The organism is Nocardia sp. NBC_01503, assembly GCF_036327755.1.
Classification (GTDB): domain Bacteria; phylum Actinomycetota; class Actinomycetes; order Mycobacteriales; family Mycobacteriaceae; genus Nocardia.
The window spans coordinates 4,958,513-4,985,039 of sequence record NZ_CP109596.1 but is presented as its reverse complement, the minus strand read 5'-3'; the positions used below and the strand labels follow the sequence as shown (position 1 = coordinate 4,985,039).

The following is a 26,527-nucleotide window of genomic DNA, read 5'->3' as shown; positions in this document are numbered from 1 at the left end:
GGCAATCGGAGGTCCCGGGTGAAAGCAGCCGGACCGTTTCTGTCGTTCGTCCTGGCCCTCGCACTGCCCTGCCTGTGCGTCGCGATTCCGGCCCGCGCCGAGCCCATCGCACCGGACGCGGCGCTGGCGGCCGCGCGGCCCGCACCGGACGGATCGCAGCTGATCGCGGCCACCGAAGCCGCGGACGGTCTCCTCGATATGCGGGTGCACTCGACCGCCATGAACGCCGATATCGACCTGAAAGTGCTTCGCGCACCGGATGATTCGATGCCCGCGCCGGTCCTGTACCTGTTGAACGGCGCGGGCGGTGGTTCGGATGCCAGCAGTTGGCCCGAGCAGACCGATATCGTCGACTTCTTCCACGATAAGCAGGTCACCCTCGTCAACCCGCTCGGCGGCAACGGCAGCTATTTCACCGATTGGCAGCGCGATGATCCCCTGCTCGGCCGGGTGCGCTGGAGCACCTTTCTCACCGAGGAGCTACCGCCCATCATCGACTCGGCGCTCAATGGCAACGGCGCGAACGCTATCGCCGGTATCTCCATGGCCGGAACCTCGGTCTTCCAACTCGCCCTCGACGCACCCGGGCTGTATCGGGCCATCGGTTCGTACAGCGGCTGCGCTCGCACCAGCGATCCCCTCGGCCGCGTCTTCGTCGATGCGGTGGTGCTGCGCTGGCATGGCGACCCCGCGAATATGTGGGGCCCACCCGATGATCCGGCCTGGCCCGCCAAGGACCCCTATCTGCACGCCGACCGCCTGCGCGGCACCGCGATCTACGTCTCCTCCGGCACCGGCGTACCCGGCCCGCAGGACACGCTCGACGGCACCGGGATTCACGGCAATGCCGCCAAACTGCTCGCCCAACTCGCCAGCGGCGGTTTCCTGGAGGCGATAACCGATCAGTGCGCCCGCTCCCTGCGCGATCGCCTCCAAATCCTGGACATACCAGCCACTTTCAACCTCCGCCCGAATGGCACGCACTCCTGGGGCTACTGGCAGCAGGATCTGCACGACTCCTGGCCGCTGTTCGAACAGGCCCTGCGGGGCTGACGCGGCGGTCCGCTCGAGGCAGGCTGGGGACATGATCACTCTCGACACCGACATCACCGCGGTCACCGTGTACCCGGACCGGGCGCGAGTCACCAGATCCGGTAAGGCGAGTCTGCCCGCGGGTGAACACCGGATCCGCGTCGCACCGCTACCGCTGGGGCTGCTACGCGATTCGGTCCGCGTCGCCGGACAGGGTGAGGTGACCGTACTCGGCGTCGATCTCGGCACCGAGCGGCAGGCGGAGGTCACCGACGAACAGGTCGCGGCACTCGAGGCACGCATCCGGGAACTGGAGGCCGCCCTCAGCGCCCTCGCCGATGCCGACCGCGCTGCCGATGCCCGAATCGTCTTCCTGGAGCGACTCGCCCGCCGATCCGCCGAGACCCTCGCCAAGGCCGACGGCGAGCGCATCACCACCTTCGTCGACGATCTCGAAACACAGTACGACACCGTCCACACCGCACGCCGGGAACGAGAACAGTTGCGGCAGGAGCACGTTCGCGAACAGCAGGCGATCCAGCGCCGCCTCGGCGACCTGCGCGGCAAGAACCGCAACGACTCCCAGAGCGCGACCATCACCGTCGAAGCCGCCCAGCCGGTCACCGTCGACTTCGACATCACCTACGTCGTACCGGGCGCGAGCTGGAGCAGCAGCTACGACCTGCGCCTCGCCGATGCCGGATTGACGCTGCGCTGGTTCGGTCTGGTCCGCCAGAGCACCGGTGAGGACTGGCCCGAATGCCGCCTGCAACTCTCCACGGCCCGCCCGGCACAGGCCCTGGACGTGCCGGAATTGGAGGCGTGGTTCATCTCCGGCACCGCGCCGGAGCCACCGATGCCGATGCGCCGCATGCGAGCGAGCTCCGCATATGCCGGTGGTCCGCCCCCGGCTCCGAGCGCGGCCGCACCTGGCGGACTCCCACCGGTACCGGTGCGCGAATCCGTCGCCGCGGTCGAACACGGCGCCACCGCCGCGACCTACACACCCAAGCGCGGCGTCGCCGTCCCCTCCGACGGCAGCCAACACCGCACCGTGGTCACCGCCCTCGACCTCGAGGCCGATCTGGACTACGTGACCGCACCGGTGCAGGCTCTCGAGGCCGTGTTGCGCGCCACCGCCCGCAACACCTCCGAACACACCCTGCCGCCGGGTCGCGCGGCTCTGTTCCACGAATCCGAATTCGTCGGCGCCACCGACCTGGAGACCTGGGCGCCCGGCGAGGAGCGCGAACTCGCGCTCGGCGTCGACGACCGCATCCGGGTCGAACGAGAATTGTTGCGGCGCAACGCGACCAAGGCCACGCTCGGCTCGGCCCGGCGCACCGAGGTCGAATACGCCATCACCATCGGCAATCACACCGCCCACCCGGCCACGATCACCGTCCTGGACCGACTCCCGGTCTCGCGCGAGGCCACCATCACGGTCCGCGAGACGCTCACCAAACCCCAACCCGCGGAACGGGATGAACTCGGCATCCTCACCTGGAAAGCCGCACTGGAGCCGCAGGCCCAGACCACCATCACCTTCGGCTACCGCGTGGAAGCGCCCAAGGGCGTGACCATCTACGGCCTCCCCGACTAGCGGAATTCGCCTATCGGTTGAGCTCGGCCTTCAGCGTCTCGACGAGCTGGGCCGGGCTTCCGGCGGTGGAATAGCCTGCGGCATAACGATGTCCGCCACCACCGAGCGCGATCGCCACCCGGGCCACGTCCACACCCGGCGACCCATCGGCGCAGTCATGGGAGCGCAGCGAAACCGTCCACTGATCGGTCCTGCCGCGAGCCTCTTTGAATACGGCCGCGACCTGAGCTTCGGAGGTCGTGCGAACCAGGTCGACAATGCTCTCGACCTCCTCCGAGCGCACCCCCGCGGTGTCCTCCCGGCGCACGAATACGTAGACCAGCCCCGCCCCGGCGGCGGCCTCGGCATCGAGCTCGGCCGAGGCCAGCACGCGCGACAGCATCGGCAGCCACGCGAACGGGTGGGTGTCCATGAGGGTTCGGGTGATTCCCGCGCCGTCGATCCCCGTCGCCAGCAGTCGCTCGGCGAGCGCGTGTGAACCGGGGCGAGCCCATTTGAACGAGCCGGTATCGGTGACCAATCCGGCGTAAAGACAATGCGCCACAGGACGATCGATGATCTCGCCCCAGGCATCGAGCACCCGCGCGACCATACCCGCGGTCGATTCGGCGGTGTCATCGACGATATTCACCTCGCCGAAGCGAGTATTGGAGCGGTGATGGTCCAGCACCATCGTGATGCGCGCACCGTCCAGCCGATCCTTCAGCGCCCCGAGCCGATCCGCGCTACCGCAGTCCACCGCGACCAGCACATCGACTTCGGTCCGCACCTGATCCGGTGGCACCAGCAATTCGGTACCGGGCAGCGAACGCATGGAGACGGGCAATTCGGCGGGTTCGGCGAAACAGACCTGCACCGGCACCCCGCGCCGACGTAGCACCTGCCCCAACGCCAGTCCGCTGCCGATGGTGTCCGCATCGGGCTGGATATGGCACAGCACCGTCACCGACCGTGCGGTGTCGAGTATCGACACCGCACGAGCCAGATCGACCGGTTCGGTCACCGGCGGTCTCCTCCCCGCGGTAAGACCGCAGGATCAGTCTTCGTCGTCGGTGTCGTCGTCGGCCTTGTAGGGGTCGACATCACCGGCGTAGTTGGCGTTCACCGCGACCTGGGCGACCCGAGCGTCGGCGGCGCGGGCGCGGGCCAGCAGCTCCTCCATCTCCTTCGCGGCGGTCGGAACGGTGTCGAGCTTGAACGACAGGATCGGCGTGAACTTCACGCCGGTGCCCGCGCCGACCTTGGAACGGAGAATGCCCTTGGCCTTCTCCAGACCCGCGGCCGCTTCGGTGTAATCGGGTTCGGTGTCCAGGGTTTCCCCCATCACCGTGTAATAAACGGTGGCTTCCCGCAGATCACCCGTCATCTTGGTATCGGTGATCGTCACGAAACGCAGCCGCGGATCCTTGATCTCGTACTCGATGGCCGTAGCCACGATCGAGGAGATCCGCTTGGCGAGTCGGCGTGCCCTGGCTTGATCCACCATGGCCGTGCCCTCCTCACTGGATAGATTCAGTCTTCGGGTCCGAAGACGCGGCGGCGTACCGCCAGCAACTGTAACTCCGGACGATTGGCGACATGCCGTTCACACTTGTCCAGCACCTCGGTCAGGTGATTCATGCCGTAGCCGACCATGGCCACGGCGATCATCGTCCGGCGATACCGGTCATGATCTCCGCCCTCGGTGACACTCACCTCGAACCGTTTCAGGTCGGCGATGATCGGACGGATGACGGAGCGCTTCTCCTTCAGTGAATGCACATCACCGAGGAGTATGTCGAACTCGAGCGCTCCAACAAACAGTTTTTCAGTCATGTAATGCGCACGCACTTACATCGAATGACCGACGCGCTCCACGGCGTGCGCACGAGCGCGTCGGGTTCTGTTGGTACACGACCCTGCCGGGTCGGGATCGCTCCCGACCCGGCAGGTCACCGTACTACTAGTCGCGCGGCTTCTCGCGGAGCTCGTACGCCTCCACGATGTCACCCTCGCGAATGTCGTTGTAGGTCAACGTCATACCGCATTCGTAGCCTTCACGAACCTCGGTGGCGTCATCCTTCTCGCGACGCAGCGACGCAATCGTCACCGTCTCCGCGACAACGACGTTGTCACGCAGCAGGCGCGCCTTGGCATTGCGCTTGACCGAGCCGGAGGTGACCCAGCAACCGGCGATATTGCCGAACTTGGAGGAGCGGAAGATCTGGCGGATTTCCGCCCGACCCAGCTCGACCTCTTCGTAGATCGGCTTGAGCAGACCCTTGAGGGCCTTCTCGATCTCGTCGATCGCCTGGTAGATGACCGAGTAGTAGCGAATGTCCACGCCTTCGCGGTTCGCCAGCTCGGTCGCCTTGCCCTCGGCACGGACGTTGAATCCGATGATGATCGCGTTCGAGGCCGACGCCAGGTTGACGTTGGTCTCGGTGACGCCACCGACACCGCGGTCGATGACGCGCAGACGCACCTCGTCGCCCACATCGATACCGAGCAGCGCCTCTTCGAGGGCCTCGACGGTACCGGAGTTGTCGCCCTTGAGGATCAGGTTCAGCTCCGAAGTCTCCTTCAGAGCGGCATCCAGATCTTCCAGGGAGATCCGCTTGCGGCTGCGCGCGGCCAGGGCGTTGCGCTTGCGAGCGTTGCGGCGATCGGCGATCTGACGCGCGATCCGGTCTTCCTCGACCACGAGCAGGTTGTCGCCCGCACCGGGGACGGAGGTGAAACCGATGACCTGGACGGGACGCGACGGCAGCGCCGCCACGACGTCGTCGCCGTGCTCGTCGACCATGCGGCGCACACGACCGTAGGCGTCGCCCGCCACGATCGAGTCACCCACGCGCAGCGTGCCGCGCTGGATGAGGACGGTGGCGACCGGGCCGCGACCGCGGTCCAGGTGGGCTTCGATGGCCACACCCTGCGCGTCCATGTCCGGGTTGGCCCGCAGATCCAGGGTGGCATCCGCGGTCAGCACGACAGCCTCGAGCAGGGAATCGATATTGGTGCCCTGCTTGGCCGAGATGTCGACGAACATGGTCTCGCCGCCGTACTCCTCGGCGACCAGACCGTATTCGGTCAGCTGCTGGCGAATCTTCTGCGGATTCGCGCCTTCCTTATCGATCTTGTTGACCGCCACCACGATCGGCACGTCAGCGGCCTGCGCGTGGTTGATGGCCTCCACCGTCTGCGGCATGACGCCGTCGTCGGCCGCGACCACGAGGATCGCGATATCGGTGGCCTTGGCACCACGGGCACGCATGGCGGTGAACGCCTCGTGACCCGGGGTATCGATGAAGGTGATGAGCCGGTCGAGGCCGTTGACCTCGGACAGCACCTGGTAGGCGCCGATGTGCTGGGTGATACCGCCGGCTTCGCCCTCACGGACGTTCGCCTTACGGATGGTGTCCAGCAGTCGGGTCTTACCGTGGTCGACGTGACCCATGACGGTCACCACCGGCGGACGGATCTGCAGATCGTCCTCGTCGCCCTCGTCCTCGCCGTAGGTGAGATCGAAGTTGGCGAGCAGCTCGCGGTCCTCGTCCTCCGGGGAGACCACGTGAACCACGTAGTTCATCTCCGAACCCAGCAGCTCGAGGGTCTCCTCGTTCACCGACTGGGTAGCGGTGACCATCTCACCGAGGTTGAACAACGCCTGCACCAGCGAGGCCGGGTTGGCGCCGATCTTCTCGGCGAAATCGGAGAGCGACGCGCCACGGGCGAGACGGATGATCTCGCCGTTGCCGCGGGGCAGACGCACACCACCGACGGCGGGAGCCTGCATGCTCTCGTACTCGGCGCGCTTCGCCCGCTTCGACTTACGACCCTTGCGGGGCGCGCCACCGGGACGACCGAAGGCACCCGCGGCACCGCCGCGACCACCACCGGAACCGGGACGGCCACCGCCGCCACCACCGGGACGACCACGGAAACCACCCGCGGCCGCGCCACCGGCACCCGGAGCGCCGCCACCGGTACCCGGGGCACCGCCCTGGCCACCGCGGTACGGACCACCGGCACCGGCCGGACGACCCGCGCCGCCACCGGGACGCGGACCACCCTGACCCGGACCACCGGGACGACCGCCACCGGGAGCCGGGCGCGCGGCACGCGACGGCATGGCACCCGGGTTCGGGCGAGGCGGCATCGAGCCGGGGCTCGGACGCGGACCGCCGGGACGGGGACCGCCCTGACCTGCGGCCGGACGCGGACCACCCTGACCCGGAGCCGGACGACCGGCGCCACCGGGGCGCGGACCACCCTGACCCGGACCACCCTGGCCCTGACCCGGACGCGGGCCCTGGCCGGGACCCGGACGCGGGCCACCCTGGCCCGGAGCCGGGCGGGGGCCGCCCTGACCGGGAGCCGGGCGCGGCGCGGGACGCTCGGGAGCGGAGGAGAAGGGGTTGTTACCGACGCGCGGGGCCTTGGGGCTCGGCTTCGGACCGGCCGGGCGCGGCGCGCCGCCCTGCGCCGGAGCGCCGGACTGCTGGGCCGGACGCGGCGCGGGCTGCGCCGGACGCGGGGCACCCGGGGTCGGGCGCTGACCCTGCTGCTGCGGGGCGGGAGCCGCGGCCGGAGCCTCGGAAGCCGCTGCGGGAGCAGGGGTTTCAGCCACGGCGGGCTTGGGGGCCGGACCGGGCTTGATGGACGGACCCGGACGCACGGCCGGAGCCGAAGCGGCGGCCGGAGCAGCCTGCTCGGGCGCGGGCTTGGCGGCCGGAGCCGGGGTGGACGCCGCGGCCGGGGCGGCGGGAGCCGCCGGGGCCGGAGCGGACGGACGGGGGGCGCCGGGACGCGGTCCCGAGGTGGCGCCAGGGGTCGGCTTGGGACCCGCCGGACGCGGCGCATCGCCGGTCGGGGCGGGCTTGGATGCCGGCTTGGCGGTGCCGTTCGCACTCTTGGGGGTGAACGACTCACGCAGGCGACGTGCGACGGGTGCTTCCACCGTCGACGACGCCGATTTCACGAACTCGCCCTGCTCCTTGAGCCTTGCGAGTAGTTCCTTGCTAGTGACACCGAGTTCTTTCGCCAACTCGTGCACGCGGGCCTTGCCTGCCACTGCTCTCCTCACTGAGAGGTCGAGCGCGGCAACCCTTGTGGGATGGCCCGCACGACCTCAGATTATTTCCGATGGCCGATCATCGTTGGTGCTTCACGGTGTGCTCATGAGTGCTCGTGCCTGTTCTCTACGTAATGCTCCAGGGCTGAGATATCCAGATGTCCGGACACTCGTAGTGCTCTGCCGAATGCTCGGCGCCGAACCGCATTGCTCAGACAAGACGAAGTGGGGTGCAACCAGGCACCCCTTCCGGGCAGTCTGTGCCGCGTATCGGGAACGACCACAGTTTCCTGTGCCACGACTCGCAACAGTTCGACGGTCAACTCGCGTTCACGACATCCGATGCAGGTCCGCATGGGTTCTGATCTTGATTTCACCCGTGCGGCGCGCAAAGGAGTCGGGGACTCGCGCTGAGCCTGCGTCCACTCTACCGCTGACATGTCCCGATCTCCGCATCCGTACCCCTTGGAAGTTACCAAGCTGTCATCCAGGGGGTCTGTTTCACAAATCTCGGGACCGACCGGGCCGGAGCACTCCGGCAAGATCAACCCCGATTCAGCTCCGGTGCGCCTCCGAGCGCACCGAACCCGCCACATCAGGCGTCGCATCACTGCGAATGTCGATTCGCCAGCCCGTCAGACGGGCGGCGAGACGGGCGTTCTGACCCTCTTTGCCGATGGCCAGCGAGAGCTGGAAGTCCGGCACCACGACACGCGCGGCACGCGCGTCCGGGTCGACGATGGTGACCGATACAACTTTCGACGGGGACAGCGCATTCCCGACGAAGGTGGCCGGATCATCGGCGAAATCGATGATGTCGATCTTCTCGCCGGCGAGCTCGCTCATCACATTGCGCACGCGCTGACCCATCGGGCCGATACACGCGCCCTTGGCATTGACGCCCGGAACCGTGGAGCGGACCGCGATCTTGGAGCGGTGCCCGGCCTCGCGGGCCACGGCCACGATCTCGACCGAGCCGTCCGCGATTTCGGGGACCTCGAGCGCGAACAAGCGGCGCACCAGGTTGGGGTGCGTGCGCGAGAGGGTGATCTGCGGGCCGCGGGGGCCGCGCGAGACGCCGACGACATAGCACTTGATGCGATCGCCGTGTTCATAGGTTTCGCCGGGCACCTGCTCGGCGGGCGGGATGACACCCTCCGCGCCGTGCGCCTCACTGCCGATGCGGACCACGATGGTGCCGCGGGCGTTCATCCGGGCATCGCGCTGGACGACACCGCCGACGATATCGCCCTCATGAGTCGCGAAGTCGCCGAAGGACTTCTCGTTCTCGGCGTCACGCAGCCGCTGGAGTACGACCTGGCGGGCGGTGGTGGCGGCGATGCGGCCGAAACCCTCAGGGGTGTCGTCCCATTCGGAGATCATGTTGCCGTCGGCGTCGACCTCGCGGGCCATCACGCGCACGACACCGGTCTTCTGGTTGATGTCGATGCGGGCGTTGGGCTGATGGCCCTCGGTGTGCCGGTAGGCGGTGAGCAACGCGGACTCGATCGCGGAGATCACGGTCTCCATCGAGATCCCCTTGTCGGCGACAATCGCGCGCAAGGCTTCGATTTCGATGTTCATTCCACGATCCCTTCGGTCGGTGAATCGGATACAGCTGCTTCGTCTTCCACTGCTTCGACTTCGTCATCGACGTCATCGACTTCGTCGCCCTCGGGTAGCTCCTGCGCCCCGGGCTGGGGGCGGCCGGGCGCTACTCCCCCGGCCAGCTCGAGTTCGGCGGCCCCCGGTGGGGAGAACTCCACCTGGACCACGGCGAACTCGATATCGGCCAGCGGCACCGTCACCCGGTGCGGGTTCCGCTTGCCGCCCAGGACCAGCGCCACGTCCTGTTCGGTGGCCGCGCCGACTCTTGCCTCGAAACGCGGTTTGCCCTTCTCCTCCGGCGATTGCGCGCCGGTGCGGAGCGTGACCTTCACCTTGCGGCCCCGTGCGCGCCGCCAGTGTCGTAGCTCGGTCAGGGGTCGATCGATGCCGGGGGTGGTGACCTCCAGCAGATAGGGGGTCTCGCCGAAGTCGCCTGCCTCGTCGAGGATTTCCGAGATGTCCGAACTCAGATCGGCGACGGCGTTCAGTGGGGCCGCTTCGTCGCTGTCGACCGTCACCTTCACCTTGGCATGCGCCGTACCGGCGGCCGAAATCGAAACGCCTTCGAGGTCGAATCCCCGGCGTTCGACGAGCCCAGCAACTAGCTGGCTCACCCTTTCCTCGGTCGGCATCGGCATGTGGGGCGGCTCCTGGTTCAGTTGTGACGGATTGAGTTGTCGGGCGGTCTTGCTCGAGTTTCCGGTGAATTTGCGCACCGGAGGTCTAGCGTAACGCGCGGAAAGAGTGTAAAGGACCAGCCGATGTTCACGACTTCGGCATGGTCGGCGCTGCCGGACGACGGCGTGGTGGCTGCCGACGCGCCCGTATCGGCAACGTATCGATCGAGATCACAGCCTATCCGACGGCCCTGGCGGCGTGAGTGCGCTCGATCGGCTGGCACCATGTATCCGTGCCCAGCAGTCTGAGCGGCCGTATGGCCGGTGTCACGCATTTGCCCGAGCCCCCCGGTCCACCGGTGGACCGCCGTGCCGTGCTGCGCCTCGCCGGTGGTGGGGTGCTGGCCGTCGCCGCCGTCGGCGCGCTGAGCGCCTGTACGCGGGAGCACGCGCCGGAGTTGCCGGATCCCCTGCTGGCACAGGAGGAGTCGGCGCGCTCCGATGCCGCGATCGCGCAGGCCGCCATCGCCACCAATCCGGACAAGGCGGGTGCGTTGCAGATCATCGCGACCCAGCGTGGCGCGCACGCGGACGCCCTGCGCGCCGAAATCGACCGCGCCATAGGCAGTTACGGTGACGGCACGGTCCCGAGCAAGCGCGTCGCCCCGCCCACCCCCACCGTCCCGGTACCCCCGCCGCCGGTAACCCAGTTGCGCGCCAGCCTGTCTCAGGCCCAGCGCTCGGCCGCCGACCTGGCCACCCAGCTCTCCGGTTACCGCGCCGGCCTGCTCGGTTCGATCAGCGCCGCGTGCGCCACCCAGGCGGGAGTCCTGCTCGCATGACCCTCCCCGATCAGCAGGCGCTCACCGATGCCCTGAGCGCCGAGTACGCCGCTGTCTACGCCTACGGCGTCATCGCGGCCTACGCCAATAACGACCGCGACAAGTACGTCTCCGAATGCACGGCGGCGCACCGCGCCCGCCGCGACGCCACCATCGACACCTTGAAAACCCTGGGTGCCACCGTCCCCGCTCCGGCCGCCGCGTACACAGCCCCCTTCCCGGTGGACGACCCCATCCCCGCCGCGAAGCTGGCGGTCACCGTCGAATCCGACACCGCCGCCGCCTGGCACTCCGCCCTCGAGCGCGCCGACACCCCGGAGATCCGCCGCATCGCCCTGGACGCCCTCACCGAATGCGCTCTCCGCGAAGCCACTTGGAACAACATCCTCGGCAACAATCCCCCCACCACCGCCTTCCCCGGCCAGCCCTGACCGCAGGGGAGACCCGTCCGGCACACATCGTGGCACCGAATTCCCCGCACAGAATCGAACATGCGGAGGGGAACCTTGTCGAGTTGCGAGCGTAGAACAGATTTCGCTGTTGACCTCGGTACCATGACCGGTATGCCGACCTCGACGGGCGAGCGACCGGATCTGCCGGAGTACATGACGTGGGAAGAGCTCGAGCAGCTCCCTGACGAGATCGCCGGGGAGATCGAGCTGTGGGAGGGGCGCGTCGTCTGGATGCGCCGGGCGCCAGCGGAGCACCAAGATTATTCGGTTGAGCTTCGGAATGGTCTCCGGCGATGCGCACGCGAAGAGATGGCCAACAAACCAGACCGTCGCTGGCGAGCATCCACCGAGACCAATGTCTTCTTCGGAACCACCGGAAAGTCCGACTTCGTTACACCTGACTTCCTCGTCTACCCCTGTCTGAAGCAGGAATACCAGGACATCCGTGCTTCCGATGTCCTCATCGCCGGTGAAGTGTTGTCTCCCTCGAACACCGAACGCGATGTCGAGGCGAAGAAGGCTCGGTACGCGGGTGCCGGGATCCCCTGGTACTGGGAGGTGATCCTCGGCCGTAATCCCCGACGCATCAGCAGCATTCGCGCCTATGGGCTGGAAACCGGACATGGCCGCCTGCCCAATGGGGTGGCCCCGCTCCGCCCGGTCAACTACATCATCGCGGGCGAATGGACTCCCGCCGGTTCGGACGGGATCTCGTTCGACTCACCCTTCCCACTCCACATCCCCTGGTCCGAACTCGAGTTCTGACACGCCTCTCCGCGGCTGTGGCGAGGAGCTCGTTCACCAATTCGGGGGATGGTTCGGATTGGCGTGTGCGGGAATGGGCCGTAGGGTTGGTCGGACGCGGTTGCGTGTAATTCAGTGCCGCGCAAATCAATTCCGGTGTGAGTCGAGGAGATACTGTGGCGGTTGATGCTGCCCGGGAAGAAAAAGCACTGCGCGAGTTGACGAATCGCCTGGTAGATCGGTATGGCGAGGAGCATTCGGTGGAGCGGGTCGAGGCTGTGGTGGGGGCAGTCCGGCAGCGGTTCGACGGGCATAAGGTGCGTGATTTCATTCCCATTCTGATCGAGCGGATTGTGCGGCGCGAGCTGACTCCGGTCGAGGTGGAAAATATTGCCGAACAAGCGAATACGGTTAATTCGCAAGCAATTCCTTCGGGGGACAATTCGAATTCGGCCAGTAGTCACCTTTTCGACACCTTGGACCGGCTCGGGGTCAGTCGGCGGACCGCGCTGATCGGTGCGGCGGCGGTCGCGGTGGTCGGGGTGGTGGCCGTAATCGCTGTGCAGCAACCCGATTCGGATCCCGTTGCCGCGGCTCCGGCGGGGCTGACGACACTGCGCGGGGTGGTGGGGTCGGAGAAGATGGCGTTCTTCGAGGACGCGCGAGTGGCGGATGTGCTGGCCGAGCACGGGATCGAGGTGGAGGCGGATCCGGCCGGGTCGCGTCAGATCGCCGACTCGGTGGACCTGGGGAAGTACGACTTCGCCTTCCCGTCCAGTTCCGCCGCGGCGGAACGAATTCAGCGGAAGGTGGGGGTGAGCGGCAAATACACGCCCTTCTCGTCTCCCATGGCGATCGCCACCTTCAAGCCGATCCTCGACCTGCTCACCGCGGCGGGTGTCGTAAAGCCCGGTCCGACACCGACCTTCGATGTCGAGAAGTACCTCGCACTCGCCGAGAAGGGTGTGCAGTGGGATCAACTGGAGGGCAACACCACCTACCCGGTGCGCAAGAACGTGCTGGTCGGCACCACCGACCCGCGCACCTCCAACTCCGCCGCCATGTACCTGGCGGTGACCGCGTACGTCGCCAATGACAACACCATCGTGCGCGGCGGCAAGGCGGAAGACTATGCGGTGTCCCGCATTTCACGCCTGTTCACCCGCCAGGGCTTCACCGAGAGCAGCTCCGACGGACCGTTCAAGGAGTATCTGGCCGGCGGTATGGGGCAGACCCCCATGGTGTGGATCTACGAGGCCCAGTACGTGGACGCCGCGGTGCACAATCAACTGAAGCCGGACATGGTGCTCATGTACCCGTCACCGACGGTCGTCTCCCAGCACACCGTGGTTCCGTTGAACGACAAGGGCGATCAGCTCGGCAAGCTGCTCTCCTCCGACCCGGACCTGCAGCGCCTGGCCGCCGAACACGGCTTCCGCCCGAGCGATGCGAGCCTGTTCACGAAGGTCGTCACCGAACACCAGGTTCCGGTGGTGCCCAACCTGATCGATGTGGTCGATCCGCCCAACTACGACACCCTCGAGCATCTGCTCGACGGCGTCGCCAAGGCGTTCAACTAGTCGATGCCGAACGGCCGCGGCGGCGGTCCGGCCCCGAGGCGAGTCGAGCCGCGCACCGAAGGGTGCGCGGCTCGAAAAGTGTGCTGGCCGAAGGTCAGCCGCGCACCCGGGCGATAATGCTGGCCACGGCGGTCTCGGCGGGGAGCTCTTCGCTTTCGCCGGTGAAGCGGTCGCGGAGTTCGAGCTTGCCCTCGGCCCAGCCGCGGCCGATGACGACGACCAGGGGCATGCCGAGGAGTTCGGCATCCTTGAACTTGACGCCCGGGGACGCCTTGCGGTCGTCGAAGAGGACGTCGAGGCCGGCCGAGTTCAGTTCGGCGACAACCTGTTCCGCACCCTCGCGGGCGCCCTCGTCCTTGTTCGCGATGACGACGTGCACGTCGTACGGGGCGACGCTCCGGGGCCAGCGCAGACCCTTGTCGTCGTGCATCTGCTCGGCGATGACGGCGACCATACGGGAGACGCCGACGCCATAGGAGCCCATGGTGAGGCGGACCGGCTTACCGTTCTCGCCGAGGACGTCGACCTCGAAGGAGTCGGTGTACTTCTGGCCGAGCTGGAAGATATGGCCGATCTCGATGCCGCGCGCGGCTTCCAGGACGCCGCGGCCGTCGGGTGAGGGGTCGCCGTCGCGGACTTCGGCGGCCTCGATGGTGCCGTCGGCGGTGAAGTCGCGGCCCGCGACCAGGCCGACGTAATGCTTACCGGGCTCGTCCGCGCCGGTGATCCAGGCGGAGCCGGAGACCACGCGGGGATCGACCAGGTAGCGAACGCCGTTGGCCAGCAGTGCCTTCGGGCCGATGTAGCCCTTCACCAGGAACGGGTTCGCCTTGAAGTCGGCGTCGTCGAGCAGTTCGACCTCGGCGGGTTCGACCGAGGCGCCCAGGCGCTTCTCGTCGACCTCGCGGTCGCCGGGGACGCCGACGCCGAGGATCTCGGTCTTGCCGTCCGGGTAGCGCAGCTTCACGAGCACGTTCTTCAATGTGTCGGCGGCGGTGACGGGGCGGCCGAACTGTTCGGCGATACCGGCGCCATTGGCCCAGTCGACCAGCGAGGCGATGGTGGGGGTTCCGGGGGTGTCGTGCACGACGGCCTCGGCCAGACCCGCGAGAGGGATCTCCGGCGGTGCGGCGGTGATCACGGCCTCCACGTTTGCGGCATAGCCGGATTCGCGGCAGATGACGTAAGTGTCCTCGCCGACGGGGCTGTCGGCCAGGAACTCCTCGGAGGCCGAACCGCCCATCGCGCCGGAGGTGGCGGCCACGATCACGTACGACACGCCCAAGCGCTCGAAGATCTTCTGGTACGCCTCGCGGTGCGCGTTGTAGCTCTTCTTGAGCCCGTCCTCGTCGAGGTCGAAGGAGTACGAATCCTTCATGATGAATTCGCGCCCGCGCAGGATGCCCGCGCGCGGACGGCCTTCATCGCGGTACTTGTTCTGGATCTGGTACAGCGTGACCGGCAGATCCTTGTACGAGTTGTATTCACCCTTCACGGTGAGCGCGAAGAGCTCCTCGTGGGTGGGGCCGAGCAGGTAGTCCTGTCCCTTGCGGTCCTTGAGCCGGAACAGCGCGTCGCCGTATTCGGTCCACCGGTTGGTGGCCTCGTACGGTTCGCGCGGCAGCAGCGCCGGCAGTGAGATCTCCTGGGCGCCGATGGCGTCCATCTCCTCGCGGACGACATTCTCGATCTTGCGCAGCGTGCGCAGGCCCAGCGGCAGCCACGAGTACACACCCGGGGCGATGCGACGCACGTATCCGGCGCGGACCAGCAGCTTGTGGCTGGGCACCTCGGCGTCGGCGGGATCGTCGCGCAGGGTGCGCAGGAAGAGGTGGGAGAGGCGGGTGATCACGGGTCCACACGATAGCCGCTGCTCCGCCGATGCTCACAGTGCCTCACTGCTCGCTCGCTCGCGTGCATTACCGTGTTGGCTCGTGCTGGTGCTGCTGCCTCCCTCCGAAACCAAGTCCGACGGCGGTTCGGGCCGTCCGCTGAACCTGGATGCCCTTGCGATGCCGCAGCTCACGGCGGTGCGGGACAAGTTGGTCACCGAATTGATCGAACTGTCCGGTAATCCGGACGCCTCGCGCACCGCGCTGGGATTGGGCAAGGGGGCTGACGCGGAGATCGCGCGCAATGCCGCGCTGCGCACCTCACCGACCCGCCCGGCGCTGGACCGCTACACCGGGGTGCTCTACGACGCGCTGGACGCACCCGGTTTCACCAAGGCGCAGCGGGCCAAGGCCGATGCCCGCCTCGCGATCGGTTCGGCGCTGTTCGGCGTCGTCCGCGCGGGCGACCCGATCCCGGCCTATCGACTCTCCGGCGGCTCGAAGCTGCCGGGACTGCCTACGCTGCAAGCACTCTGGAAGCAGGCCCTGCCCGAAGCGCTCCGCGAGGAGACCGACGGACACCTCACCGTCGACCTGCGCTCCGGCACCTACCAGAACCTGGGCCGCATCCCCGGCGCGATCACGGCGGCGGTGCTCACCGAACGCCCCGACGGCAGCCGGACCGTGGTGAGCCACTTCAACAAACACCACAAGGGCCTGTTGGCCCGGGCGCTGGTGCTGTCCCGCACCGAGCCGACCGATATCAACGGTCTGGCCCGGGTCGCCGAGAAGTTCGGCCTCCGCTGCGAAATCGCCTCCCCCACCGAACTTCTGGTGCTCACCTAAGGAATTGGAACGGGTTTCAGTTAGGGTGACGGCGGATTCCGATGTGAGGAGACTTGCCGTGCCATTCGTGAGCTCTGCCGGGGCGAAGGTGCATTTCACCGATAGCGGGGGCGACGGGCCCGCCGTCGTATTCAGTCACGGGTTCTTCCTGGATCAGGAGATGTTCGCGGGTCAGGTGGCGGGGCTCGGTGCGGAGTACCGGGTGATTTCGGTGGATGCGCGAGGGCATGGGCTGACCGAGGATTCCGGCGGGGCGTTCACGTATTGGGATCTGGCACGCGATGTTTGGGCGGTGCTGGATTCGCTGGGTATCGACGAAGTGGTGGCGGGCGGGATGTCGCAGGGTGGGTACACCGCTATGCGGATGGCCTTACAGCAGCCGGAGCGGGTGCGCGGGTTGATTCTCATCGCCACATCGGCCGAGCCGTATTCGGCGCAGGAGCAGGCGCGGTATCGGGGAATCATGAAGGCGTGGATGGGGATGACGCCGTTCGAGCCGATGGCAGAGATCACCGCCAAGACCATGATCGGAGGCACCGAGGCCGATCAGCGGGCATGGATCACCAAGTGGTGCAATGACGATCGCACCCGGGTCCGGCTTGCGGCCGATTGCCTGATCGGGCGGGAGTCCGTGGCCGAGGCCATCGGAGAGCTCGAGTGCCCGGCGATTCTCATTCGCGGCGAGCATGATCAGGCCGAGAGTCACGACGATATGTCAAGCCTGGCAAGGCAATTCAGAAGTGCGACGGAGTTCTATACCGTCGCGAACGCCACGCACGCGGTGAACATCACCCATGCGGATGAGGTGAACGCGCACCTGCGGCAATTCCTGGTGGGGCTCGGCTGAGCCCAATGGTGTTGTCCGCCAACCTCGGACAACACCGGGTGCCGGATTCTATTGTCCGGCTGCGTGACCCGGGAGGACGCAGACCGCGTCCAGGCCCAGGACGTGGTTCAGGCGACCGAAGGCGAGCCAGGAGCCCAGGCACATGGAGAGCTCCACCACCTCGGCCTGCGAGTAGTGGGCGAACATCCGCGCCCAGAACTCGTCGTCGAGATTGTGGTGATCCTCGGCGTAGCGTTCGGCGTATTCGGCGGCCAGGCGGGTGCGGTCGTCGAAGTTCTCGGTTGTGCGCCAGTTGGTTACGTCCTGCTCGAAGGACTCCTCGACCTTTTCGCCATTGCGGTCGGTGCGCCAGTCCAGACAGAAGAGGCAGCCGTTGATCTGCGCGATGCGCAGCCGGGCGGCCTCGAATTCGCGCAGGCCCAGGGTGGTGTGCGAGTAGACCGCGAGGGAGAACGCGGCGGCGGCGGTGCCGATACCCGGGACCATTTCGCCCCATACGTAGCCGATGGGGTCTTTACCTTCGGGAATGTCGATGATCACGGCTGGTTCCTTCCGAGAGTGCCGGGGCGCAGGGGGATGTCGAGGGCGTCGTAGAGTCCGGGTTCGGCGGTGGTGAGCCAGTCGATCGCGCCCACCAATCTGCCTACGGCGGTGGCGTTTCCGCCCGCGGAGTGATTGCCGTCCTCATCGGTGGCCTGAATGGTGACCTCGATGGTGGGGCGGCCTTCGATGATCACGCGGTGTGCGCCCGCGCCACTGGGCGGCATGGGCCAGTCGGTGGCGCAGGAGGCGTGGATGCGGGTGACGTGTTCGATGACGATGCGCGGGCGGCCGTCGATGATGCCCTGCACCTCGAAGCGCACCGCGCCCTGTGTACCCGCCTCGAAGTCACCCATGCGGTCGGTGCTGACGGTGTTCTCCAGTTCGCGCCGGTGCACCACCTCGCGAATCTCCTCGACCTCGACGCCGAGCCCGCGTGCGATGAGCCGAATCTGCCCGCCCCACACCATGGTCGGCACCGACGCCATGAGCATCGGCGGGTCGTACTCCATGGGCTGGCCCATCCCGACCAGGTAGCGCACGGAGTCGGGCTGGTCGTAGGTGGTGTAGTCGAAGATCTCCTGGCAGCGCACCACATCGACGGTGTGCCCGAGCCCGCTCATGAGCAGCGGCAGCACATCATTACCCCAGCCCGGGTCGATACCGGAGACGAAGAGCGAACCACCGCCCTCCGCAATGGCTTTCAGCACGGCTTCGCGCATTTCGGCGGGTGCGTTCCGCTGGTCGTAGAGCGCGTACAGCGCGGGCGTGACCACGACGGCTCCGGCGCGAATGGCCTGGAGGATATCGGCGAGCGCGTCATCGGGGCGGATGTCACCGGAAGCGGCGTATACGACGGCCTGCGGTCCGGCGGCCAGTGCGGCGGCGAGATCATTCGTCGCGGCCACGCCGAGTTCGGTGTCGAGTCCGGCCAGTTCGCCCGCGTCGCGCCCGACCTTGTCCGGCTTGTGCACGAGCACCCCGGTCAGTTTCAGCGCGGGATGCGCGGAGACGGCGCGAATCGCGGCCCGGCCGACATTGCCGGTGCCCCAGACCAGGGTGGAAATCATGACGGGAGCCTAGCAACCGCTTGGTAGGTAGGGAGTGGATTCGGAGACGAATACCTGCCCCATTTGTCCCAATTCCCGCAACTCCTGTCCCACTCACCGCGACATGAGTCCTGACGACTGTCCGGTCTGCCGGATTTCCCATCGCGGGACGGCGGCACCTGTGTTCAAATTCATCATGGATTCGATTGCAATGGAGCAGATCCGAGCGCTCAAGCACCGCTACCTACGCACCCTTGATCTCAAACTGTGGGACGAGTTCGCCGATACCCTCAGCAAGGACATCGTCGCCTCGTACGGCTCCCCGTCGGGCGGTCAGCCGCTGGAATTCACCGGTCGGGATGCCGTTGCCGACTACATGCGCAATGCCCTGAGCGGCAATATCATCACCGTGCACGTGGCCACCCACCCGGAGATCCAGGTGGATGGCGAAACCGCCTCCGGCTCTTGGCTGCTGGAGGATACGGTGATAGCGCCGGACTATAACTTCCTGATTCGCGGCGCCGCCTACTACAACGACACCTACCGCCTGGAAGACGGCGTATGGCGGATCGCGAGCACCGGCTACAAGCGCATCTTCGAGGCCAAGATGGCCCCCGAAGCGCTGCCCGGCTTCGAAATCACCGCCAACGCCTGGGCTCCCAGCACCGCGGGTTAGCCCCGCTCGGCGGCCTCGACCGCCTTGCGCACCGTCTCGGCGTCACCGGGCTTGGCCTCGCTCTCCCAGAACGGCTCCGACACCGCGTAAGGCGGACCGTAGACCGGGGTACCGGGCTGGGTCCGCCAGCTGTCGCTCGCACCGCCGATATCGACGGTATCGAAGCCCAACGCGCTGATCAGTTGTGCCGCAGCCGCTTTCGCCTCGGAATCATCGCCCGCGATCGGCAGCGCCGAGCGATCCGGGGCGCCTGCCGGGCGACTCAGCACCGCGAGATGCTTGAAGTAGATGTTGTTGAACGCCTTCACAACTCGTGACCGCGGCAGATGCCGTTGCAGCAGTTCACTACTGGTGGCGGTACCCGCCTCCAGATCCGGGAACTCACCATCGCGTTCGGGGTAGTAATTATTGGTGTCGATGACGACCTTGCCGACCAACGGTTCGGCCGGTACATCGCGATACGCCTTGAGCGGCACCGTCACCACGACGATGTCACCGGCCGCCGCGGCCTCCTCGGCGGTCCCGGCCCTGGCCCGCTCCCCCAGCTCCCCGACCAACTCGGCCAGTGATTCCGGCCCCCGGGAGTTACTCAGCACCACGTCGATTCCCGCGGCCACGGCAAGTCGTGCCAGCGTACCGCCGATATTGCCGCTCCCGATAAGTCCCAGAGTTGTCATAAGTCGTGCCAACCGCGACCACGGCGCAGATGTTCCCGAGGGACATGACCCCCAGCTCGATCGCCCGGTCCCCGAAGGCTCGCACGGCGCAATCCCGAGTTCGTTCCCGCGGCCGCCGTTGTTCCGACGGCCACGGGAACCCGCCAGGTGGTCTCAGCCGAGGGTGATGGCGTCGAGTCGAGTTCGCAGGAACTCGGCGGACACCACCGGTCGCAGGCCGCCGGTCCGGCCGATCGGCGGTTCGAGGGGTGTCACCCGCGCATCGTGATCGAGTTCGTAGAAGTAGATGAGGGACACCAGGTCCTCATCGGGTGCGGCGGCCTGCGGCGGGAGGACGCGATGTCGTCCGGCGGGCCAGCGCTGACCGCTCCAATGTGCCAGCAGGTCACCGATATTCACGGTGAGAGCCGTCGGATCGTAAGGCGCGTCCGCCCAGCCGCCTGCTTCGGTGTACACCTGCAGCCCGCCCGCGCCGGGCTCACGATCGAGCACGGTGACGGTGCCGAAGTCGGTGTGCGGGCCGATGCGGAATTGTCCGGGTTCGGGTGCGCCGACGTGGGTCAGCGGCGGATACCAGTTGATATTGCAGGTCCAGGTCGGCAGGCTCGCCAAACCTTGAAAAGGGTTGTGCGGCAGGTCGAGTGCGGCGGCGAACAGGGCCAGCAGCTCATCCGAGAGCACGCGCATGGCAGCGGTGTAGGTGGTGAACAGCTCGCGCAGTTCGATCACCTCGTCGGGCCAGACATTCTCGAGAAACCAGACGTCATCCACCCGCGCGTCCCCGGTGCGGGTGTCCGCGCCGATGGCGAAGGTCTCCTTGAGATCGGGTGGCGTCGCGGTGCCCTCGGCATAGCCATTGGCCTCCATACCCGGACCGATCCAGCCGCGCCCGCCGACCGCGGTGGCGTAGCGCTGCTTCACCTCGGCGGGCAGGGCGAAGAAGCGGCGGGCCGCCGCCCGGAGGTCGGCCGGAAGTCCTTGCGGCACACCGTGTCCGCGCACCAGCAGGAATCCGGCGCGCTGCATGCCCGCGTCGACCTCGCGCAGCACCTGCGCGGCGTCCGCGCCGCCCGCACGCCAGCGGTCCAGGTCGACGGTCGCGATGGCGTTCACTCGGCCACTCCGATGTCCTCGTTCCAGAGCTCCGGGCGGGCGGCGATGAACCGCTCCATCATGTCGACACAGCCGGGATCGTCCAGCACCGTGATCGAAACCCCTTGCTCGGCAAGCCATTCGTGGCCGCCGTTGAAGGTCTTCGCCTCACCGACAATGACCGCGCCGATACCGAATTGGCGCACCAGACCGCTGCAATACCAGCACGGTGAAAGCGTGGTGACCATGATGGTGTCGCGATAATCGCGACGGCGACCGGCATTGCGGAAGGCGTCGGTCTCGGCGTGCAGACTCGGGTCTCCGGCCTGTACGCGGCGATTATGCCCGCGCCCGAGCAGGTTTCCGGCGGAGTCGAACAGGGCCGCACCGATCGGAATACCGCCCTCGCTGAGCCCGAGCCGCGCCTCTTCCACCGCGGTGACCAGCAGATCCTTTGCATTGACCATGGTGATCATGCTGCCACCGCCTGCCGGGAAATCCGGGACCGGTTGAGGATCAGATAGCCCGCGCCGGAGATCAGGAAGCCGACGAAGAAGGTGATATCGCCCAGTTCGGGGACCTGCCGCGCGATATAGCCGACGAATTTCGCCTGATTGGAGAAGAGCAGCACCGAGGCGATCAGGCCGATCAGGAAGGCCGCCACCCCACCCCAATTGGTATAGGAGCGGTCATAGAGCAGATGGTCGATGCGCTGACCGCGCCGCAGATATTCGTCGGCGAAGACAATGCCCAACCACGGCCCGATCCAGTAGGCGACGATCAGCAGGAACGCCTCATAGCTGGCGGCCGCGTCGGGCAATGCCCACCAGGCGACCAGGAAGCCGACCAGACCGAAGAGCGCCGAGACGAGCGCGCGCTGGGTGCGCACCGGCAGTTCGAAGCCCATGGTCACGAAAGCCATTGCGCCCGAATACACATTCAACGCATTGGCGGCGACCGCACCGACGGCGATGGCCAGCAGGGTCAGTTTCGCCAGTGCCGTAGGAAGATTCGCGGTGAAGACATCGGTGGGACTGCCCTCGACGGTGGTCGCGACGGTCGCCGACGCGGCACCGACCACGGTCAGCCAGACACAGGAGATGAACAATCCCGCCGAGGCATACAACCCGGTCGCCGACTTGGACACCGACGATGGCAGATACCGGGAGTAGTCCGCCGCGTAGGGATTCCAGCCCGCCGCGTAGCCGAAGGCGGTGCCGACGGTCAGCAGGAAGCCGCCGATGCCACCCACTCCCCCGGCCGGTGCCGCCGCACCGAGATCGGCCTTACCGAAGATCACCACGGTGCCGATCGCGAATACGATCGCCAAGAGCGGGAAGGCGATTCGCTCGAACGCGTGCACCAGATTGTGGCCGAAGAACGCGAAAGCGGTCTGCGCCAGCACGATCACGATGAGCGAGAGCAGTTTCGGCATGCCGGTCAGCGAGTTGAGGGCGAAGGCTCCGCTCACGCTATTGGTGGCGAACCAGCCCACACCGCACATGATGGCCATGAATCCGGCGGGCAGCGCATTGCCCCTATAGCCGAATCCCAAGCGGCCCAGCACCATTTGCGGCACGCCATGCAGTGGCCCGCGCGCCGACAGCAGATAGTGCGCGACGGCGCCGAGGCCGACACCGACCGCGAGTCCCAGGCTCGCCTGCCAGAAATTCATCCCGTACACGGTCACCGCGAGCACGCCGACGAAGATCGTCGCGAACTCCATATTCGGAGACATCCACGTCCAGAACAGCTTTCGTGGTGCTCCGTGCCGTGCGTCATCGGGGATGTAGTCGTCACCGCCGGGTTCGACGGCTATGACGCGGTCGCCGTAGGCGGCCTGGGGCTCATCGGTCAGTGCCACTGTCGTGTCCTATCTCTACCGCTCATGAGTCTCTTCGAGCACGGCGCGGCCCAGCAGCGCGTACCTGGCCGGCTCCCTGCGCTTGAGATATGTCGCGTAGCCGAGGCCCGCGAGGATGACCAGCCCCACCAGGTACGGGGTCGCTTTCAGTACCAACGATCCCGCTTCGGAGCCCGCGGCGGTGCCCATATTGACCACCAGCAACACCACCACGCCGAGCATGGCGACACCGCCGATGAGCGGAGCCAGGAAGGTCTTGAACCAGTGCCGGGTCTCGGGATGGTTATTGCGGAAATACGCCATCACCGCGAACGAGCAGACGGCCTGCACGATCAGGATCGCCATGGTGCCCAGCACCGCGAGCAGGGTGTAGAGACCCGCGTAAGGATCCTTGCCCGCGAGACCGAAGGCCAGCACCAGTACGGCGGCGACCACGGTCTGCACCAGACCCGCGATATGCGGTGAGCCGTGTTCGGGATGCGTGCGCCCGATGGTGTTCTCGAGCCCGGGAATCGCACCCTCACGCCCGAGGGCGTACAGGTAGCGGGCCGCGCAGTTGTGGAATGCCATGCCGCAGGCGAGCGATCCGGTGATCATCAGCCACTGCATGGCGCTGACCGCCCAGTGCCCGACGTAGGTTTCGGTCGGCCCGAAGAACACATTCATCGGATTGTCCGAACCGGCGAGCTCCATCGCCTTGTCCTGGCCGCTGCCGGAGATGGCCATCCAGGAGACGAAGACGTAGAACGCGCCGACACCGAGCACCGCGATCATGGTGGCGCGCGGGATGATTCGCTTGGGATCCTTGGATTCCTCGCCGTACATGGCCGTGGACTCGAAGCCGACCCAGGACCAGAAGGCGAAGAACAGGCCGAGTCCGGCGGACGCGCCGTGGAAGGCATTGATCGGGTTGATCGGCGCGAGCGAGATCCCCTCCGGACCGCCACCGTGGAACAGCACCGAGACCGCCATGATGCTGAGCACCGTGACCTCGGTGGCGAGCAGCACCACCAGCAGGCGCTCGGCGACCGCGACACCGAACCAGGTACCGACGGCATTGATCGCCAACATGATTACCGCGAAAACCCACCAGGGCACATCCACGCCGATCTGATCGGAGACGGTGTTGTGCGCGAAGTAGGAGAAGATGCCGATCAGCGACGGCTCGAACACCATGTACGCGAAGGCCGCGAGCAGCCCCGCCGCCAAACCGACGGTGCGGCCCAGGCCGAAAGAGATGAAGCCGTAGAACGCGCCGGTGGCGGTGATGTGCTTGGACATGGTCGTGAAGCCGACCGAGAAGATGCCGAGCACGACCATGGCTAGGAGAAACGCCGCGGGCGTTCCTATTCCACTGCCCGAGGACATCATGAACGGGACATTGCCGGTCATCGCGGTGATCGGTGCGGCGGTGGCGATCGCCATGAACACCACGCCCAGCAGACCGATGACATTCGGTTTCAGTCGGGAAACACCCGATTCAGATGTTTCGGTTCCCCCCGAAAGCACGTTCGTCGCACTCGGTTCCATGTAGAGCTCCTCATCCTGGCCAGTCCTGCGGCCTGTGAGGATTGTGCGGACGAATGTGTTGCCTGGATATGAAACAGAGTTACCAGCAGAAACCAAAAGCGTGACCCAGGCCACTTTTCTTACATTCGATGTGATTGCGACGCATCGGATTTACAGAACGTCGGGGCCGAATCTGGCTTCAGTCCGCTGAACTCAGGCGGTACTGTGCCGATATGGACTCTGGCTTCGCCCGCGCCATATGGCGAGTACTCGAACCCCTGCATGCGGTGACCTACTTCAGCCCCGACTGCGTCGCCGCACACAAAGCCGTTGGCCTGCGCGGCTTTTGGATGGGCTACTTCGGCACTCGCTCCGCACCCTTCGGCCCGGCCGGACCGAACCTCGTCGAGGCCACCTTCTACAACTTCCATCCGTCGATGATTCGGCGCGCACTCCCGGACGCCTGGACCTTCGCCAGCCCGGAGGCCGTCCTGGAGGCTCGCCGTACCGCCGCCGCCTCGGTGCTGCGCACGATCACACCGGATATCGAAACAGCTACCGCCGCAGCGCTTCCCGAGCTGCAAGCCGCGATCGACGCCGCACCCGCGCCGGGTCGGCCGCTCTTCGCCGCCAACCGCGACCTGCCCACACTCACCGATCCGGTGGAGGCGCTGTGGCAGGCGGCGACCACCCTGCGCGAGCACCGTGGCGACGGCCATATCGCCTGTCTGCTCGCCGAGGGCATCGACGGCTGTGAGGCGCATGTACTCTTCTCCGCGCTCACCGGCTCCTCCCCTGCCATGTGGCAGGCCAACCGCGGCTGGACCGAATCCGATTGGGCCGCAGCCCGACACCGCCTCGAATCCCGGGGCCTGCTCGCCGACGGCGCACCGACCGACGAAGGCCGCGAACTGCGCGCGCACATCGAATCCCGCACCGATGCCCTCGCCATGACCGCCTACACGAATGTCCCCGGGATCACCGACGCCCTGAGCGCGCTCACGCCGATCGCGAAAGCCGTGGCCGGCAGCGGCGCTGTCCCCTACCCCAACCCGATGGGCGCGGACCCGGCTTGACCGATCACCACACGCCGGGGACAAGCCGCTTGGTGTTGGCGCTGTAGTCGAGATAGCTGTGGCCCATCGCCTGTACCAGAACCTTCTCCTCAACCTTGATTCGGCGGATCAGGCCGTAGGTGGGGATCAGGGTGACCATGAGCAGGGAGAGCCAATTGTCGGCGGCCAGGCCGTATCCGAGGGTGATCAGCAGAATGCCGCTGTAGGACGGGTGCCGTACCCAGTGATACGGCCCGCGATCGACCACGGTCTGGCCCGAGTGCACCTCGACCGTGGTGCGAAATGAACTGCCCAGCACCGTGATTGCCCAGACGCGCAGCGCCAAACCGAGCCACATCACGGCGACTCCGACTGTCTCCCAGAGGCCGAGGGGGCCGGGGAATCGCAGGGGGCTGTCGTCGGGCAGCGCTCCGCTGATGACGCTGGCGATGAAGATTGTCGGGAACATCAGTAGGAAGATCATCAGTCGAGTGCGCTGGTCCAGTGCGGTTGAGCCGGTTCCGCGGACTCGATCGCGTACTTGCAGTGCGACCTCCAGGGCCAACCAGATCCAGCTGGTGATGGCTGCGGCTGTGTTCACGGTGGTTGCCCCCTTTGTCGGCGTTCGGCCTTAACAGGGAAGCAGTTCTCGGGGGTGGTGGCATCGGGATAGTCACCCAGGTTTGCCCTGGTTTCGTACGGGAGATGAGGTGGCCGACCCATGTCTTGGTCGAGTCGAGACGGTTGCCGCACCCCCTGGATGGCAGAGAAGATCAGGCACTGTGGCCGGGGTGGGAGCCGTACCCGGTTTGAGCTTCCGGACTTGGGAATACACCGCACGTTCCAGCTCGGTCGACCGGCTGTGGTTGCGTTTCGAGGTGGGGAGGATATGGCGGAAACTCCCGTTCCAGCCCTCTCACCACTGCCGAAGGTATCCCACTCGGGGTTTCCACCAATGTGCATGTACTTGGACAGGGGAAGGCGCCGGTCCGCGACCGCGAAAGCCGTT

The 26,527-nt window shown here is 66.7% G+C and carries 26 protein-coding genes; 10 read left to right on the top strand and 16 right to left on the bottom strand.

Features of this window, described 5'->3' with window-relative positions:
- The first annotated feature begins 18 nt into the window (after window positions 1-18).
- Window positions 19-1,053 (top strand): alpha/beta hydrolase, encoded by a 1,035-nt coding sequence (locus OHB26_RS22385; protein ID WP_330179225.1) that lies wholly within the window; start codon window positions 19-21, stop codon window positions 1,051-1,053.
- A gap of 31 nt (window positions 1,054-1,084) precedes the next feature.
- Window positions 1,085-2,635: a mucoidy inhibitor MuiA family protein gene (locus tag OHB26_RS22380; protein WP_330179224.1), complete on the top strand. Its 1,551-nt coding sequence runs from the start codon at window positions 1,085-1,087 to the stop codon at window positions 2,633-2,635.
- A gap of 10 nt (window positions 2,636-2,645) precedes the next feature.
- Here OHB26_RS22380 and OHB26_RS22375 read toward each other — a convergent pair whose 3' ends face one another.
- From OHB26_RS22375 to rimP, 7 genes are all read right to left on the bottom strand, one after another.
- Window positions 2,646-3,638 carry a DHH family phosphoesterase gene (locus OHB26_RS22375; RefSeq protein WP_330179223.1) on the bottom strand — a complete coding sequence of 331 codons (993 nt, stop codon included), beginning with the start codon at window positions 3,636-3,638 and terminating at the stop codon, window positions 2,646-2,648.
- Window positions 3,639-3,671: 33 nt separating this feature from the next.
- The gene (rbfA, locus tag OHB26_RS22370) at window positions 3,672-4,121 is read right to left on the bottom strand and encodes a 30S ribosome-binding factor RbfA (RefSeq protein WP_330179222.1); all 450 of its coding nucleotides are present in this window, start codon (window positions 4,119-4,121) and stop codon (window positions 3,672-3,674) included.
- 26 nt (window positions 4,122-4,147) lie between these two features.
- Entirely contained in the window at window positions 4,148-4,438 is a 291-nt protein-coding gene (locus tag OHB26_RS22365) for a DUF503 domain-containing protein (protein ID WP_330185744.1), read from the bottom strand.
- A gap of 139 nt (window positions 4,439-4,577) precedes the next feature.
- The gene (gene infB, locus OHB26_RS22360) at window positions 4,578-7,688 is read right to left on the bottom strand and encodes a translation initiation factor IF-2 (protein WP_330179221.1); all 3,111 of its coding nucleotides are present in this window, start codon (window positions 7,686-7,688) and stop codon (window positions 4,578-4,580) included.
- Window positions 7,689-7,792: 104 nt separating this feature from the next.
- Complete coding sequence (locus tag OHB26_RS22355; protein WP_442942699.1) at window positions 7,793-8,128, bottom strand: YlxR family protein; 336 nt, start codon at window positions 8,126-8,128, stop codon at window positions 7,793-7,795.
- 115 nt (window positions 8,129-8,243) lie between these two features.
- Window positions 8,244-9,272, bottom strand: a complete 1,029-nt coding sequence (gene nusA / locus OHB26_RS22350; RefSeq protein ID WP_067568090.1) for a transcription termination factor NusA — start codon at window positions 9,270-9,272, stop codon at window positions 8,244-8,246.
- Window positions 9,269-9,934 (bottom strand): ribosome maturation factor RimP, encoded by a 666-nt coding sequence (gene rimP / locus OHB26_RS22345; RefSeq protein ID WP_442942698.1) that lies wholly within the window; start codon window positions 9,932-9,934, stop codon window positions 9,269-9,271. The genes nusA and rimP overlap by 4 nt, the downstream gene beginning before the upstream one ends.
- A gap of 272 nt (window positions 9,935-10,206) precedes the next feature.
- Here rimP and OHB26_RS22340 point away from each other — a divergent pair, with 272 nt between their 5' ends.
- The 4 genes from OHB26_RS22340 (at window position 10,207) to OHB26_RS22325 (ending at window position 13,531) form a co-directional block, all read left to right on the top strand.
- Window positions 10,207-10,755, top strand: a complete 549-nt coding sequence (locus OHB26_RS22340) for a hypothetical protein (protein ID WP_330179220.1) — start codon at window positions 10,207-10,209, stop codon at window positions 10,753-10,755.
- Window positions 10,752-11,186 (top strand): ferritin-like domain-containing protein, encoded by a 435-nt coding sequence (locus OHB26_RS22335; RefSeq protein ID WP_330179219.1) that lies wholly within the window; start codon window positions 10,752-10,754, stop codon window positions 11,184-11,186. The genes OHB26_RS22340 and OHB26_RS22335 overlap by 4 nt, the downstream gene beginning before the upstream one ends.
- A 132-nt stretch (window positions 11,187-11,318) precedes the next feature.
- Window positions 11,319-11,972, top strand: coding sequence for a Uma2 family endonuclease (locus OHB26_RS22330; protein ID WP_330179218.1), 654 nt, complete (start codon window positions 11,319-11,321; stop codon window positions 11,970-11,972).
- Window positions 11,973-12,127: 155 nt separating this feature from the next.
- Window positions 12,128-13,531 carry a three-helix bundle dimerization domain-containing protein gene (locus OHB26_RS22325; RefSeq protein WP_330179217.1) on the top strand — a complete coding sequence of 468 codons (1,404 nt, stop codon included), beginning with the start codon at window positions 12,128-12,130 and terminating at the stop codon, window positions 13,529-13,531.
- A gap of 94 nt (window positions 13,532-13,625) precedes the next feature.
- Here the strand turns inward: OHB26_RS22325 and OHB26_RS22320 are convergent, their stop codons facing one another.
- Window positions 13,626-15,383 (bottom strand): proline--tRNA ligase, encoded by a 1,758-nt coding sequence (locus tag OHB26_RS22320; protein WP_330179216.1) that lies wholly within the window; start codon window positions 15,381-15,383, stop codon window positions 13,626-13,628.
- Window positions 15,384-15,465: 82 nt separating this feature from the next.
- Here OHB26_RS22320 and yaaA point away from each other — a divergent pair, with 82 nt between their 5' ends.
- Both yaaA and OHB26_RS22310 read left to right on the top strand, forming a co-directional pair.
- Window positions 15,466-16,209 (top strand): peroxide stress protein YaaA, encoded by a 744-nt coding sequence (yaaA, locus tag OHB26_RS22315; protein WP_330179215.1) that lies wholly within the window; start codon window positions 15,466-15,468, stop codon window positions 16,207-16,209.
- Between the two features lie 58 nt (window positions 16,210-16,267).
- A complete protein-coding gene (locus OHB26_RS22310; protein WP_330179214.1) occupies window positions 16,268-17,056 on the top strand; it encodes an alpha/beta fold hydrolase in 789 nt (262 codons plus the stop codon).
- A gap of 48 nt (window positions 17,057-17,104) precedes the next feature.
- Here the strand turns inward: OHB26_RS22310 and OHB26_RS22305 are convergent, their stop codons facing one another.
- Window positions 17,105-17,596 carry a carboxymuconolactone decarboxylase family protein gene (locus tag OHB26_RS22305; RefSeq protein ID WP_330179213.1) on the bottom strand — a complete coding sequence of 164 codons (492 nt, stop codon included), beginning with the start codon at window positions 17,594-17,596 and terminating at the stop codon, window positions 17,105-17,107.
- Window positions 17,593-18,666 (bottom strand): NAD(P)H-dependent amine dehydrogenase family protein, encoded by a 1,074-nt coding sequence (locus OHB26_RS22300; protein WP_330179212.1) that lies wholly within the window; start codon window positions 18,664-18,666, stop codon window positions 17,593-17,595. Before OHB26_RS22300 ends, OHB26_RS22305 begins: the two co-directional genes overlap by 4 nt.
- Window positions 18,667-18,841: 175 nt before the next feature.
- Here OHB26_RS22300 and OHB26_RS22295 point away from each other — a divergent pair, with 175 nt between their 5' ends.
- Complete coding sequence (locus OHB26_RS22295) at window positions 18,842-19,321, top strand: nuclear transport factor 2 family protein (RefSeq protein ID WP_330179211.1); 480 nt, start codon at window positions 18,842-18,844, stop codon at window positions 19,319-19,321.
- Here the strand turns inward: OHB26_RS22295 and OHB26_RS22290 are convergent.
- The 5 genes from OHB26_RS22290 to OHB26_RS22270 form a co-directional block, all read right to left on the bottom strand.
- Complete coding sequence (locus OHB26_RS22290; RefSeq protein WP_330179210.1) at window positions 19,318-19,998, bottom strand: NADPH-dependent F420 reductase; 681 nt, start codon at window positions 19,996-19,998, stop codon at window positions 19,318-19,320. The genes OHB26_RS22295 and OHB26_RS22290 overlap by 4 nt on opposite strands.
- A gap of 153 nt (window positions 19,999-20,151) precedes the next feature.
- Entirely contained in the window at window positions 20,152-21,111 is a 960-nt protein-coding gene (locus tag OHB26_RS22285; protein ID WP_330179209.1) for an isopenicillin N synthase family dioxygenase, read from the bottom strand.
- Complete coding sequence (locus OHB26_RS22280; RefSeq protein ID WP_330179208.1) at window positions 21,108-21,557, bottom strand: nucleoside deaminase; 450 nt, start codon at window positions 21,555-21,557, stop codon at window positions 21,108-21,110. The genes OHB26_RS22285 and OHB26_RS22280 overlap by 4 nt, the downstream gene beginning before the upstream one ends.
- 5 nt (window positions 21,558-21,562) lie before the next feature.
- Window positions 21,563-22,954 carry a purine-cytosine permease family protein gene (locus OHB26_RS22275; protein WP_330179207.1) on the bottom strand — a complete coding sequence of 464 codons (1,392 nt, stop codon included), beginning with the start codon at window positions 22,952-22,954 and terminating at the stop codon, window positions 21,563-21,565.
- A 15-nt stretch (window positions 22,955-22,969) separates the two neighbouring features.
- A complete protein-coding gene (locus OHB26_RS22270) occupies window positions 22,970-24,484 on the bottom strand; it encodes an APC family permease (protein ID WP_330179206.1) in 1,515 nt (504 codons plus the stop codon).
- Window positions 24,485-24,696: 212 nt separating this feature from the next.
- Between OHB26_RS22270 and OHB26_RS22265 the strand changes: the two genes are divergently transcribed.
- Window positions 24,697-25,539 carry an SCO6745 family protein gene (locus tag OHB26_RS22265; protein WP_330179205.1) on the top strand — a complete coding sequence of 281 codons (843 nt, stop codon included), beginning with the start codon at window positions 24,697-24,699 and terminating at the stop codon, window positions 25,537-25,539.
- A gap of 4 nt (window positions 25,540-25,543) precedes the next feature.
- Here the strand turns inward: OHB26_RS22265 and OHB26_RS22260 are convergent, their stop codons facing one another.
- A complete protein-coding gene (locus OHB26_RS22260; protein ID WP_330179204.1) occupies window positions 25,544-26,119 on the bottom strand; it encodes a methyltransferase family protein in 576 nt (191 codons plus the stop codon).
- Window positions 26,120-26,527 lie beyond the last annotated feature (408 nt).

What these genes read in the sequence shown, in the direction of transcription:
- nusA (WP_067568090.1), bottom strand. Translation starts at nt 9,272, where the DNA reads ATGAACATCGAAATCGAAGCCTTGCGCGCGATTGTCGCCGACAAGGGG.
- OHB26_RS22330 (WP_330179218.1), top strand. Translation starts at nt 11,319, where the DNA reads ATGCCGACCTCGACGGGCGAGCGACCGGATCTGCCGGAGTACATGACG.
- OHB26_RS22270 (WP_330179206.1), bottom strand. Translation starts at nt 24,484, where the DNA reads ATGGAACCGAGTGCGACGAACGTGCTTTCGGGGGGAACCGAAACATCT.
- rimP (WP_442942698.1), bottom strand. Translation starts at nt 9,934, where the DNA reads ATGCCGATGCCGACCGAGGAAAGGGTGAGCCAGCTAGTTGCTGGGCTC.
- OHB26_RS22265 (WP_330179205.1), top strand. Translation starts at nt 24,697, where the DNA reads ATGGACTCTGGCTTCGCCCGCGCCATATGGCGAGTACTCGAACCCCTG.
- OHB26_RS22335 (WP_330179219.1), top strand. Translation starts at nt 10,752, where the DNA reads ATGACCCTCCCCGATCAGCAGGCGCTCACCGATGCCCTGAGCGCCGAG.
- OHB26_RS22290 (WP_330179210.1), bottom strand. Translation starts at nt 19,998, where the DNA reads ATGACAACTCTGGGACTTATCGGGAGCGGCAATATCGGCGGTACGCTG.
- OHB26_RS22380 (WP_330179224.1), top strand. Translation starts at nt 1,085, where the DNA reads ATGATCACTCTCGACACCGACATCACCGCGGTCACCGTGTACCCGGAC.
- rbfA (WP_330179222.1), bottom strand. Translation starts at nt 4,121, where the DNA reads ATGGTGGATCAAGCCAGGGCACGCCGACTCGCCAAGCGGATCTCCTCG.
- OHB26_RS22295 (WP_330179211.1), top strand. Translation starts at nt 18,842, where the DNA reads ATGGATTCGATTGCAATGGAGCAGATCCGAGCGCTCAAGCACCGCTAC.
- OHB26_RS22300 (WP_330179212.1), bottom strand. Translation starts at nt 18,666, where the DNA reads ATGATTTCCACCCTGGTCTGGGGCACCGGCAATGTCGGCCGGGCCGCG.
- OHB26_RS22280 (WP_330179208.1), bottom strand. Translation starts at nt 21,557, where the DNA reads ATGGTCAATGCAAAGGATCTGCTGGTCACCGCGGTGGAAGAGGCGCGG.
- OHB26_RS22355 (WP_442942699.1), bottom strand. Translation starts at nt 8,128, where the DNA reads ATGTCAGCGGTAGAGTGGACGCAGGCTCAGCGCGAGTCCCCGACTCCT.